The sequence below is a fragment of the Actinomadura sp. NEAU-AAG7 genome (assembly GCF_018603865.1).
GTDB lineage: Bacteria > Actinomycetota > Actinomycetes > Streptosporangiales > Streptosporangiaceae > Spirillospora > Spirillospora litoris.
The window spans coordinates 93,732-105,791 of record NZ_JAHFZY010000001.1; the positions used below are offsets into that span (position 1 = coordinate 93,732).

A 12,060-nucleotide genomic window follows, 5' to 3' on the forward strand; every position below is an offset into this window, starting at 1 on the left:
GGAGGCGACCGTCGGGGTCACCGGGGTCGCGCCGGGGGGAGCCACAGCCAGGCGCGGGTGCGGGTCTCCTTCACCCTGACCCGGATGGGGCGGTAGGCGTCGTGGTCGACGCGGCCGTCCCGGTGGCCCGCCTCGCGGAACAGCGAGTCGCTGACGATCACACCGAGGTCGGCGCTCGGCGTCTCGGCCATCGCGCGCCGGAACGCCGGGGCCTCCAGATGGCGGAACAGGTCGACCGGCGCGCGTCCGACGACGCCGTGCGCGTCGTGGTCGACATGGCCGTAGTGGACGGCGGCGCGCAGCCGGAGCCGCAGGTCGGGGCCCGCGTCCCGGTTCTCGCGGCGCAGGTGGGCGGCCAGGTCGTGGGCGAAGGGGTCCAGCAGGTCGCAGGGGTCGGCGTCGTCGGGGGCCACGATGAACGCGCCGTCGCCCCGGTCCTCGTGGTGGCAGTCCGACAGCGTGAGACCGGTGGCGCCGAGCGCGCGTTCGACCTGCGTGTACATGTTCTCGCGCAGCCTGATCTGGATGCGGGTGTCGCGGCCGGGGGCGCCGAAGGCGACGATGTCGACGGCGACCAGCGCCTTGTGCGTGGGACGCGGCAGGGGGACGTCGTCGAGCTGGTCGTCGGCCCAGAAGTCCTCCAGCTCCCAGGCGCTGAGGTGCTCGACGGGCACGTGCCGCAGCCTCCGCCCGGTCCGGGTCGCCCAGACCACGAACAGCGCCTTCGCCGCCTCACGCCATACGGGGTCGTCCTCATCGAAGATCGGTAGTGAACGCGGCATCGGTCGAATTCCCCCTCCGGGCGGATCGGCCTTACAAGACAGATCCTGCTCATACGAAGGAGCGGATGTGGGCGACTGGAGCAACCTCGGACAAAGAAGAACGCCAAACCCGCCGCACCCCTGAATCCGATCATGACTGAATGGTCATAAACCGAGTCTCGTTCGGCAACTCGGACGAAAGAGTCGTTTGTTGATTTATCACACAGTTGCACCCCGTGTACGGTTGCACGGTATTGTTGCCCCCCAGCGCGGCCGTGGAGATCGCTAGAAAGGCACACCTATGCCGGATGAGCGCGTGCGTATCGTCGAAGCTTTCTCACGTCAACTGGAAGCGGCTTACCACAGGGCCGCAATCAGCAGTTACCGGGAGCTGGCGAGGAGGCTCGACAAGGTCGAGGCCGCGGACCAGCCCGGCCGGAGGACCCACCTGAGCCGGACAGCCGCCTGGGCGATTCTCCGGGGAAGGCGCAAGCGCATGCCGTCCTGGGACCAGGTCTCCCTGCTCGCGCGCGTGTTCCAGGCGGCCGCCGTCGAGCGGCGTATTCCCGTCGAGGAGGTGGGGACGCTGGCCGAGTGGAAGGCCCGCCACGAGGTGGCCGTGACCGCCTACCGCCTGACCCCGGCGTCCAGCCCCGATCTGACGCCCGTGCCGGCCACGGGGGACACCGGCGCCCCTGGATCCGTGGTCACCGGCCCGCCGACCTGGTGGTACCGCTTCCACGGTGTCGTACGGCCCTGGTTCAGGAGCTACCTGACCCATGAGCCGCTGTCAGACCTGATCATCGGCTACGAGCCGTTCTATGTGCCCGGCCTCCTCCAAACCCGCCAGTACGCGACCGAGGTCATCAGCGGCACCTACGGGCATGAGCCCGCCGACCGCCTCCTCCAGCGCATCGAACTCCGGATGCTGCGCCAACAGCACCTGGCACGCACCAACGGGCGCCCGCAGATGTGGGCGATCATCAACGAGGGCGCCCTGCGGAACCCCCTGGTCGAACCGGCGACGATGCGGGGCCAGGTCCGGCGCCTCCTCCACAGCGGGCCGCACGTCCGCCTACAGATCCTGCCGATCTCCCACCCCGCCCACGACGAGGCCGCCAAGCCCATCACGATCTTGCGTTTCGGCTCCTTCAAGCTCCAGGACCTGATCTTTATCGAGGACCCCGACAGCGCGCTCTACCCGTCGGACGAGGAAGATCGCGCGCGCTACCAGAAGAAGATCCAGGAACTCGGCCTCGCGGCGCTACTGCCCGAACCGTCCCGGGCATTGCTGCGCAGTATCGAGAACGAACTCTGAACTCTCGCTACGCGAGTTGCCCGCACCCACGGACAAGCCCAGTATGGAAGCGGAACCTGGGGAGGCGACGTGGGCAGCGAAGAAGAGTTCTTCAGCGAGGCGGCGAAGGAGCATGCCGGCGGTATCGACACCTCCGTCCCGCATTCGGCGCGGATATGGAACTACTGGCTCGGCGGCAAGGACAATTTCCCCGTGGACCGCGCGGCGGGAGACCAGTATGTCCAGACATTCCCTGGCATCATCGACATCGCGCGCCTCACCCGCTACTTCCTCAAACGCTCGATCGCCTTCCTGGCGGACGAGGCGGAGATCGACCAGTTCCTCGACGTCGGCACCGGGCTGCCGACCGTCGACAACACCCACGAGGTCGCGCAGCGCCTGGTGCCCGACGCCCGCGTCGTCTACGTCGACAACGACCCGCTCGTCCTGCTGCACGCCCATATCCTGCTCACCGGCACGCCCGAGGGGGCCACCGACTACGTCGAGGCCGACCTGCACGACCCGGACGCGATCCTGGAGGGCGCCGACCGGACCCTCGACCTTTCGCGCCCCGTCGGGCTGACGGTCATGGGCGTGCTCGGCCATATCGAGAACGACGACGAGGCCGCCGCGATCGTCGCGCGGCTGATGGACGGTCTCGCCCCGGGCAGTTGGCTCGCCGTCGCGGACGGTTCCAACAACATCTCCACCGAGTTCTCCCAGGCGCAGCACGACTATGACGAGGGCGGCTCCGTCCCCTACAAACTGCGGTCGGCCGACCAGGTCCGCCGCTTCTTCTCGGGGCTGGAGCTGGTCGAGCCGGGGCTCGTCCCGTGCCTGGAATGGCGTCCCGAGGTCGCCCCCGTGGCGGCGCCGCCCACCGTCCAGCCGCTGGTGGGAATCGCACGGAAAAACGCCTGAGAAAAGGGTCAGTGCGCTTCCTGGGCCGCGGCGGTCGTGTCGGGGAAGCGGCTCCCGCCCAGCACCGAGAGCAGCCGCAGCTTCTCGTGGCCCTCGGTGCGCGGCGGGGCGGTGAGCACGAGCAGCACCTGCGACTGGTCCTCGGTGAACAGGGACTGGCAGTCCAGCTCGATCTCGCCCAGTTCGGGGTGGACGAGCGTCTTGTGCTCCTCGAACCGCTTGCCGACCTCGTGCCGCTCCCACAGGCCGGAGAACTCGGCGCTCTCCTTCTGCAACGCGCGGACGAGGTCGCCCGCGCGCGACCTCGCCCCCATCGACCCGTAGGCGACGCGCAGGTTCGCGACCTGCGAGCGGGAGTGCCGGGCGTGGTCGCGCTCGGGGTAGACCCGCCGCGCCCGCGGGTCGGTGAACCAGCGGTACGTCGAGCTGCGGGCGAGGCCCGTGTAGGACGACCGGTCGCCGAGCAGCGCGTCCGCCATCCGGTTCTGGACGAGCGCCTCCCCGAGGTTCGACAGGATGAGCGCCGGGGTGTCGGCGAGGCGGTCCATCACCCGCAGCAGCCCGGGGGCGACGTGCGTCGCGACCGACACCGCGTCGGGGGCGCTGTGCCCGGCCACCCGGAACAGGTAGTCGCGCTCGTCGGCGTTCAGCCGGAGCGCGCGGGCCAGCGAGCCGAGCATCTGCTCGCTCGGCTGCGGGCCGCGCCGCTGTTCGAGCCGCGTGTAGTAGTCGGTCGACATCACCGCGAGCGAGGCGACCTCCTCGCGCCGCAGTCCCCGGGTCCGGCGGCGCGGGCCCGGGTTGAACCCGACGTCCTCGGGTCGCAGCGCCTCGCGCCGCCGCCGCAGGAAGTCGGCCATCGCTGCACGGTCCATGCGCTCCATTATCCGCGGACGGCGCGGGCGAACCAGGGAGCGCGGATCCCCCGATAGCGGGCCCGGTGAGCGCCGAGGCCGCACCCGGGACTGAACGTCCTGGTCACGACGGCGGGCCTGGGCGCGTTGAGGACCGGTGCCCCCCGCGGAGGCGACGATCCTCTCCGCCCCCTCGGGCCCGGGCTCCGGACGTCAGGTCGCGTCGTCGTCGAGCGTCGCCAGGTGGACGGTGAGGTCGTCGACGAACCGGCCGAGGAGGCGCTCGAAGGCGCGGCGGTCGTCCTCGGGCCAGCCCGCGAGGGCGTCGCCGAACCAGCCGAAGATGGTGCGCATGTAGCGGTCGGTCACCTCGCGGCCCTGCCCGGTCGGCTCGACGAGGCGGGCGCGCTGGTCGCCGGGGTCGGTGACGCGGCGGACCAGCCCGCGCCGCTCCAACTCGTTCACCTGCCGCGTGACGTGGGGCCCGACGACCTGCATCCGCGCGGCGATCTCGCCGACGCGCAGCGGCTCGTCCGCCATATGCAGGACGAGCAGCGCCGACATCGCCGGGCGGTCCACCGAGCCCCCCGCCGCCTCCAGCGCGCGCTCGGTCAGCCGGCCGCGGTTGAGCGCGTTGCTGAGCTGGGTCAGGCGGGGGAGCAGTTCTCGCAGGTAGCGGTCGCGTCCGGCGTCGTCGCCTCCCGTCCCGGGGTCGCGGGTGTCCATCGTCACTCCAATACATACCTAAGTTAGGTATATGGTAGCCGAGACGGCAGAAAGATACCTAAGGTAGGTATCTAGTTCCGGAGGAGGCACCACGATGGACTCGACCGCACGCCGCACGGCCCTGGTGTCCGGGGCCAGCATCGCCGGACCCGTGATCGCCTACTGGCTCGGCCGCCACGGCTGGGACGTCACGCTCGTCGAGAAGGCGCCCGCGATCCGCGACGGCGGCTACCCCGTCGACATCCGGGGGCCCGCGCTGGACGTCGTCCGCCGCATGGGCCTGATCGAGCGGCTGGAGGCCCTCCACGTCGACACGCGCCAGAGCACCTTCCTCGACGCGGACGGCCGTCCGGTCGCCGTCATCGACACGGGCGACCTCGTCGGCGGGGTACACGGACGCGACCTGGAGATCCCCCGGGGCGAGCTGGCCGCCGCCCTGCACTCGGCCGTGCCCGACGGCGTCGAGCTGATCTTCGACGACTCCATCGAGACCCTCCACGACCACGACGGCGGCGTGGACGTGACGTTCCGCGGCGGAACGCGGCGCACCTTCGACATCGTCGTCGGCGCCGACGGCGTCCACTCCCGCACCCGGCGCCTGGCGTTCGGGCCCGAGGAGCGCTTCCACCGCCATCTCGGCTGGTCGTTCGCCGGTTTCAGCTCCTCCAACGAGCTGGGCCTCGCCCACGAGAGCCTGATCTGGAACACGCCGGGCCGGATGGCCGCGCTCTACGCGCCCGGCGACGGCGACCGCGTGTTCGCGATCCTCGGCTTCAGCTCGCCCTCGCCCGCCGTCCACCGGGACCCGGACGCGCAGCGCGCCGTCGTCGCCGAGGCGTTCGCCGGTCTCGGCTGGCGGATCCCCGGCCTGGTCGAGGCCATGCGCGCGGCGGGCGACCTGTTCTACGACTCGGTCGGCCAGATCCACATGCCGCGCTGGTCCGGCGGACGCGTCGCGCTGGTCGGGGACGCCGCCTACGCGCCCTCGTTCCTGTCGGGGCAGGGCACCGGCATCGCGCTGATCGGCGCGTACGTGCTCGCGAACGAGCTGGCCGCCCGCCCCTCCCACACCGAGGCGTTCGAGGCGTACGAGAGCGGGCTCCGGACGTTCGTGGAGAGGAACCAGGCGATCGCCGACGTCTCCCGCCCCGTCCTCAACCCGGCGACCGAGGAGGAGCTGGCGCTCCGCGACCGGGCGCTGCGCGACCCGTCGAGCATCCCCTCGGGGAACGCGGTGCGGGGCGCCAACGACTCCTACGTCCTCCCCGACTACCCCGCGCCCGCCCTGTAAGGGGTCAGGGGCCGAGGCATTCCTCCAGGAACGCGCGGCTGCCCGGGTTCTGCGGCTCCACCGCGAACACGTCCCCGCCGTAGGCGGCGACCTCGTGCTGCCAGGCCGCGTAGCGGTTCGCCTCCTTCCCCGCCTGCTCGCGGACGTCCTTGCGGACGACATCGGGCTGCTTGTCCCACTCCGCGAGCACGTACTGCCGCCAGGACGGCGCGGTGAACGGCGGCGCCGCCCAGAACGCGGTGTAGTCGCCGCGCGGCAGCATCGTCACCTCGGCCCCGGCACCGCGCAGCGCGGTCATCGTCGCCTGCGGCGGGCCGCCGGTGTAGGGCGAATGCACGATCATCGCCCGCATCCGGCGCCCCGCGCGGGCGGCCTGCCGCGCCGCGTTGACCAGGCCCTGCTCGTGCTCGGCGAGCCGGCCGTCGTCGAGGGAGATCATGCGGGCCACGTCGGCGGGGTTGGCCGCCACCGCCTTGCTCGCGGCCGCGCCGCCCAGGCTGTACCCGGCGATCCACAGCAGCGGGTCGAGGGCGAACGCGGGGGACGCGCCGCCGAGCGACATGGGCGCGATGCCGTCCCGTCCGGCCATGGCCTGGTTCCGCCCGCCGACCGCGCCGCGCGCCGCCAGCAGGTGCAGCGCCCGCTCGACGCGCGCGGACAGGCCGGGCGCGAGCGCGGCGGCGTAGGCCGGGTCGAGGCCGCGCGCGGTGGGCCACGGCAGGAACAGCACGCGCTGCTCCCCGGCCTCCGGCAGCAGCCGCGCCGCCGACCTCGCGAGGTTGTCCTCCACGCCGATCGGGAGGGAGGGAAGCCGGTCGCTGGGCCTCGGGAACGGCTCCTCGGGTTTGTGGAACGCCGAGGCGAAGTCGTACAGCTCCGGCGAACGCGGGCTGTAGTGGACGATGCTCGCCGCCTGCTGCCGGTTGCGCCCGCGCAACAGGTAATGCGCGAGCTGCTCCATTCCGAGCTTCGCGTGCGTCCGGTCGCCGAGCCCGGACTTGTCGGTGGACGAATAGGCGTAGGCGCTCGCCACCGGACGGAAGAGGACCGCGCCGCCCAGCCTCGTCCGCGGCGGCAGCTCCTTCCCCGCCGACGGCGGGATCACGGCGAACCACACCAGCGGCGCGCCCCAGGTGCTGGCGAGCACGCGCAGGCCGTCGGGGCGTCCGGCGCAGGCGGGGTCGAGGTACCAGGGGCAGAAGTCCCAGGTGGAGACGCCCTGGCCGGGCGGCACGGTGGTGTCCTGGAAATGCAGGTCCCACCAGAGCGCGGTGACGTCGAGGAAGTCGGCGCGCACGCGCGGCTGGCCGCGCCCGTCGGTGGTGAGCAGCGGGTGGCGGCCGGTGAACAGCGACGTCCCCCCGGCGTGCACGAACGGCCTGCGCCCCGGCACCGTCCCCGGCCCGCCCGACGGGCGCAGGTCCACATGGAACCGGGTCAGCGCGTGCTCGACGAAGGTGACCGCCCCATCGGGCGAGACGCGCAACAACTGCACGACTTCCAGCGACCGGCACTGCTTGCCGTCCACGACCGTGTCGACGGTGAACTCCAGCCGCAGCGGGGTGTCGGCCGGAACGTCGAACGCCACCGCCGTGTCGCCCGGATCGACCGCCAGCGACGGCAGGCCGCTGCCCGGGGTGTGCCAGGGCGCGTCCGCCGGGAGGTCGCCGAACACCTCCAGCGACACGGCGCCGTCGGGCCTGCCCGCCGGGGAGCGGCGGTCGAGGAGGAAGTGGGCCTTGTCGGCCCACGCCACCCGCAGCCTCACCGCTGCTGGCCGGTCTTCGGGTCGTACTCGACCTCCACCGCGACGACCTGGTCGGTGGGCAGCACCTCGACCCACTGGTCGAAGATCTGGTAAGGCTCCGCGGGCCGGAAGCCGCCGTCCAGCGGGTCGAAGCCCGTCTCGAACACCTTCTCCGTCGCCAGCGTCACCGCCACGTCGCCGTTCTTGGTCTGGAGCTCCTTGGCGAGCAGGACGAGGACCTCGCCGACCTTCTTGCCCCGGTACTCGTCCGGGTCGCCGGGCTGCCACGGGTAGGGACGGCCGAGCCCCGCCTCCCCCTCGACGTTCGCCTTCGACAGCCAGGACAGCGCGTCCAGCTCGTGCCTCGGCCGGACGGGCAGCACCGCCTTCACCCACGCCGCGTTCAGGAACTCGTTGCGGCGCTCGTCGCCGTCGGCCTGGATCAGCCAGCCGAGCGAGCTGCCCATCGGCGCGGGCTGGGTGTTCTCGGTGACGAGGTAGTTGACGCGCCACTCCTTCTGCTGCGCGGGCGGCGGCGTGGGCGGCTCGCCGGGCGCGGGCGGCGCGGGCGCGGACGGCGGCAGCGTGTCGGAACTGGTGTGGGAGTACCAGCTCAGCACCGTCTCCCCGGCCAGCGGATCGGCGGCGGTCGTCGTCCAGACCGGCTGGGGCACCGGGTAGCGGCCGGAGGTGTCGGGCCCGGCCGGGTCGGACAGGTAGTCGGGCCGCCAGAAGTCGGGCGCCACGAAGTACAGCATCTGGTCGATGTCGAAGATCTGCCGGATGATCTCCGACTCCAGATGCGGGTCGGAGGGGATCAACCGGAGCTGCCTGATCAGGCTGGCGAACACCGCCTGCCGCTCCTCCTCGCGCAGCTCGGCGGCGGGCCGGGGCCGGATCCCGCTCACCAGGTTCAGCCGGGTCCGCACGGCCTCCCCGTACGCCTTGCGCTGCAACTCCGCGACCTGCTCGTCGTAGAGCTTCTTCGCCGCCTCGTACTCCTGCTGCGCCGGGTCGACGCGGGGCGGGTTCCAGGTCAGGGAGTGGACGAGCGTGACCGCGCCGGTGCCGCCGAAGCTCACATGGTCGCACTTGATCGTGATCGCGGCGGGGTCGGTGCCGTCGATGCTGTAGTGCGCGTCGAACGCGGTGTCGGAGCCGTTCGCCGACTTGCACGAGATGAACCGGATCAGCGCCGTGTTCGGGTCGAGGGTGTAGCCGGGGGCCGGGGGGCTCGGCCTGACCTGGAGGTTCCCGACGATGTACTCGTCCTCCTCGCCGCGTCCCATCCGTCCGGTGTTCTCGTCGATGCGGCTCCAGAACGCGTCGTTGTGGGGCGGGTTGTTGTTGGCGATCGGGAACATCTGGATGTTGTAGACGCAGGTGTAGTTCACCTCCTTGCGCTCCAGCTTCGGCGGCTTCACCGGCTCGCGCAGCGACGTGAGGTCCGGCGCCGGGACGACGTGGACCAGCTCGCCGAGCCCGAGCAGCCGCCCGGGGGCGACGACGGTCCGGGGCGGCGCGCCCGGGGCGGGCGCGCCCGGGGACGGCGCACCCGGGGGCTGCGCGCCCGGGGCAGGCGCGCCCGGGGACGGCGCGCCCGGGGACGGCGCCGCGCCCGGCCCGAGGAACACCTGCCAGCTCAGCTGCGTGCCGATGTGCTGGACCTGCACCCCGACCTTGCGCATCTTGCGGCGCAGCTCGTAGTTGAGGAGCTTGCCCGTGGTGTTCTGCACGACGTAGCGGCGGCTCGTCGTGTCGGTGGTCTCGGTGACGGTCTTGAACGTCGTCCTGAAGTTCCGCTTGATCTCGCTGCTGACCTTGGAGCTCTGCGTCCTGGTGTGCTTGTGCGTCTCCTCCGACGACCGCTTCGTGGTGTTCTCGGTGCTGAAGCTCGCGCTCGCGTCGGCGTGGTAGATCCCGGCGAACTTCCCGCCCGCGCTGACGCTCGCGCCGAGCTTGGTGTCGTTCGCGTTCTCCTCCTTGACCGCGTCGGCGACGTCGTCCTGCGAGGTCAGGCTCTCCTCGGACTTGCGGGTCGCCTCCTCGGACTGCTCGGCCGTCCGCTCCACCAGCGTGCGCCGCGTGCTGGTCTCCACGACCTCGACCGTGCCGCCCGGGCTCAGCCACAGGTGCCCGGCGGGCGGGCCGAGGAAGGTGTCGAACTCGAAGAAGTACTGCCGGAACAGGTTGACCAGCCCGACCGGCGACAGGATGCCGTCCGTGGGCGGGTCCTGCGCGGCCAGCTCCGCGAGGGCCGGATGGGCGAGTTCGCGCGCCGCGTCCCCGGCGAAGGCGTCCCTGCCCACGTCGAGGCCGAGCGCGGCGGCGACCCGCAGCGAGGCGTCGTTGCCGAACCACCCGGCCAGCGGCTGGTACACGCCGAAGACCTCGCTCGCATAGGGCAGCGTCCCGGTGAACTCCCCGACCGGCCTGCCGCTCCCCGTGCCGGACGCCCGCGCCGGAGAGGCCATCGTCTGGACGTTGTCGGACGTCCCGCCCGCACTCGTCGCGAACGGCTGCACCGCCCACGGCCGCCCGCCCTGGGCGGTCACCACGAACAGCTCCCGGTCGGCCTGGCCGGGCGGCGCGACGAACGCGATCGTCTGCTGGCCGCCGCCGGGGGAGATCGTCCGTCCGGCGTACTGCCTGCTGATCGCGGCGGACCGTTCTAAGAACATGCCGCGCAGCGCGGGCACGGCGGGATAGGACGCGGGGTCGCGCACGTCCACGTCCGCCGGGAGCGCGATCGCGATCCGCTGCCCGGGGATCAGATCCGGCGGGCTCCCCGCCACCGTGTACGACCACACCTGAAGAGACGAATCCGCGCCCAAAGGCGCCTTGCCGGCGAACGTGACCACCAACGCCATAGCGAACCCCCTGCCAGAGCCTGCACGCACCGTAGCGTGACGATCACGCTTCACAGGGTCCCGCGACCACTCCCGGCCACCGCCCCCTCGACAACGCGACGCGATCTTGCTCCACTTCTTCGTGGGCGGCTTGATCACCACGACGGGAGCCGAATGCACTCCGGACGGGACTTCCGGATCTTCCTCACCGCGCAGACCCTCTCCGCCCTCGGCGACGCCTTCTCCTTCGTGGCGATTCCGCTGCTGGTGCTGCGGGCGACGGGGTCACTCGTCCAGATGGGCGCGGTCACCGCCCTGGTCGGCGCCTCCTCCATCCTCACCGGCCTCTTCGCCGGATACCTCGCCGACCGCGTGGACCGCCGCGCCCTGCTGATCACCTGCGACATCGCCCGCTGCCTGCTCTACGGCCTGATCCCCCTGGTCTGGCTCTTCTCCCCCCAGGTCTGGCTCCTCTACGCGATCATGCCCCTCACCGGCGCCTTCGCGATGCAGTTCCAGGTCACCTACGTCACGGTGGTGCCCGGCCTGGTCAAGGAGGACCAGATAACCAAGGCGAACGGCCACCTCTATTCGGCGTACTCGGTAGCGGGCGTCGCCGGCCCCCTACTCGCCGGCCTGGTATCCGCCCTCGTAGGCCCCGCAATGGCAATAGCCGTGGACGGGACCAGCTTCGCCCTCTCCGCCGCCGTCCTGACCCTCATAAAATTCCGCGCCACACCCCAAACCCCACCCCACCAAACCCCCCTCAAAGACTTTCTGGCAGGAGCCGAATTCCTCTGGCGCCACCCAGCACTACGCGCCCTCACAGCCCTGCTCTCACTGCTCATCTTCATCACCTACGGCCTGACCGACCTCATCATCTATTACCTGAAGCACGACCTCGGCCATTCCGACAGGACCGTCGGCTACGTCCTGGCCGCCGCGACCCTGGGCTCCCTCCTGGCCGCGACGACCGTCGCGTCCGCACGCCGCCACCTGGGCTTCGCGGCCTGCTGGATCGGCTCATGGGCCCTGTGCGGCACCGCGATCGCCTTCCTGGGCCTGTCCCCCGGCGTCCTCCTGGTCGGCGCCCTCGCGGTCGTCCAACTGTTCGCCACCGGTACAGCCGGAATCTGCTCAATGTCCTTCCGCCAAGAGGTAACCCCCGACCACCTCCTAGGCCGCGTCACCGCCTCCTTCTGGACAATCCACAACACCCTGGGCCCCCTAGGCGTAGCAGCCCTAACCGGCGCCGCCTCCCGCTACGGCATAAAACCAGCCTGCCTAACAGCCGGAACCCTCTGCACCCTGACAGCCCTAACCGCCCTAAAAACCCCAATCCGAACCCCCACCTAACCCCAACAACAACAAACAACCGCCCCACAAAACCCACCCCACCCCACCTCCCCCGCCCCGCCCCGCAACCTCCCTAACACCAAACAACCCCACCCCGCCCCACAAAAACTCACCCCGCGATAAACAACCCACCCCGTCGTAGCCGCGCTCCAGGAACAGCCGGAGCGCCGTGTCCGCGATCGAGCGGCGGGTGGCCGCCTTCTTGCGCTCGCGCTGGCCCACCACAACCCTCGCCCCGCGCCCAACAACCTCACCTGC

General features: G+C 71.3%; 9 protein-coding genes. 4 read left to right on the forward strand and 5 right to left on the reverse strand.

Annotation, left to right across the window (positions count from 1 at the left end):
- Positions 1 to 17: 17 nt before the first annotated feature.
- Entirely contained in the window at positions 18 to 782 is a 765-nt protein-coding gene (locus KLI87_RS00440) for a hypothetical protein (protein WP_156217450.1), read from the reverse strand.
- A 475-nt stretch (positions 783 to 1,257) separates the two neighbouring features.
- Here KLI87_RS00440 and KLI87_RS00445 point away from each other — a divergent pair, with 475 nt between their 5' ends.
- Positions 1,258 to 2,079, forward strand: coding sequence for a DUF5753 domain-containing protein (locus KLI87_RS00445; RefSeq protein WP_214615407.1), 822 nt, complete (start codon positions 1,258 to 1,260; stop codon positions 2,077 to 2,079).
- Positions 2,080 to 2,148: 69 nt separating this feature from the next.
- On the forward strand, positions 2,149 to 2,979 hold the full coding sequence (locus KLI87_RS00450) for an SAM-dependent methyltransferase (RefSeq protein WP_308165791.1): 831 nt from the start codon (positions 2,149 to 2,151) through the stop codon (positions 2,977 to 2,979).
- An 8-nt stretch (positions 2,980 to 2,987) separates the two neighbouring features.
- Here KLI87_RS00450 and KLI87_RS00455 read toward each other — a convergent pair whose 3' ends face one another.
- Both KLI87_RS00455 and KLI87_RS00460 read right to left on the reverse strand, forming a co-directional pair.
- A complete protein-coding gene (locus KLI87_RS00455; RefSeq protein ID WP_214615408.1) occupies positions 2,988 to 3,854 on the reverse strand; it encodes a helix-turn-helix transcriptional regulator in 867 nt (288 codons plus the stop codon).
- 192 nt (positions 3,855 to 4,046) lie between these two features.
- On the reverse strand, positions 4,047 to 4,559 hold the full coding sequence (locus KLI87_RS00460; protein ID WP_214615409.1) for a MarR family winged helix-turn-helix transcriptional regulator: 513 nt from the start codon (positions 4,557 to 4,559) through the stop codon (positions 4,047 to 4,049).
- 94 nt (positions 4,560 to 4,653) lie between these two features.
- Between KLI87_RS00460 and KLI87_RS00465 the strand changes: the two genes are divergently transcribed.
- On the forward strand, positions 4,654 to 5,850 hold the full coding sequence (locus KLI87_RS00465) for an FAD-dependent monooxygenase (protein ID WP_214615410.1): 1,197 nt from the start codon (positions 4,654 to 4,656) through the stop codon (positions 5,848 to 5,850).
- 4 nt (positions 5,851 to 5,854) lie between these two features.
- Here the strand turns inward: KLI87_RS00465 and KLI87_RS00470 are convergent, their stop codons facing one another.
- Positions 5,855 to 7,618 carry a hypothetical protein gene (locus KLI87_RS00470; RefSeq protein WP_156217446.1) on the reverse strand — a complete coding sequence of 588 codons (1,764 nt, stop codon included), beginning with the start codon at positions 7,616 to 7,618 and terminating at the stop codon, positions 5,855 to 5,857.
- Entirely contained in the window at positions 7,615 to 10,407 is a 2,793-nt protein-coding gene (locus KLI87_RS00475) for a hypothetical protein (RefSeq protein ID WP_214615411.1), read from the reverse strand. Before KLI87_RS00475 ends, KLI87_RS00470 begins: the two co-directional genes overlap by 4 nt.
- Before the next feature lie 213 nt (positions 10,408 to 10,620).
- On the opposite strand from KLI87_RS00475, the gene KLI87_RS00480 reads away from it, so the two are divergent.
- Positions 10,621 to 11,802 (forward strand): MFS transporter, encoded by a 1,182-nt coding sequence (locus tag KLI87_RS00480; RefSeq protein WP_214615412.1) that lies wholly within the window; start codon positions 10,621 to 10,623, stop codon positions 11,800 to 11,802.
- Positions 11,803 to 12,060 lie beyond the last annotated feature (258 nt).

What these genes read in the sequence shown, in the direction of transcription:
- KLI87_RS00440 (WP_156217450.1), bottom strand. Translation starts at nt 782, where the DNA reads ATGCCGCGTTCACTACCGATCTTCGATGAGGACGACCCCGTATGGCGT.
- KLI87_RS00445 (WP_214615407.1), top strand. Translation starts at nt 1,258, where the DNA reads ATGCCGTCCTGGGACCAGGTCTCCCTGCTCGCGCGCGTGTTCCAGGCG.
- KLI87_RS00455 (WP_214615408.1), bottom strand. Translation starts at nt 3,854, where the DNA reads ATGGACCGTGCAGCGATGGCCGACTTCCTGCGGCGGCGGCGCGAGGCG.
- KLI87_RS00460 (WP_214615409.1), bottom strand. Translation starts at nt 4,559, where the DNA reads ATGGACACCCGCGACCCCGGGACGGGAGGCGACGACGCCGGACGCGAC.
- KLI87_RS00465 (WP_214615410.1), top strand. Translation starts at nt 4,654, where the DNA reads ATGGACTCGACCGCACGCCGCACGGCCCTGGTGTCCGGGGCCAGCATC.
- KLI87_RS00480 (WP_214615412.1), top strand. Translation starts at nt 10,621, where the DNA reads ATGCACTCCGGACGGGACTTCCGGATCTTCCTCACCGCGCAGACCCTC.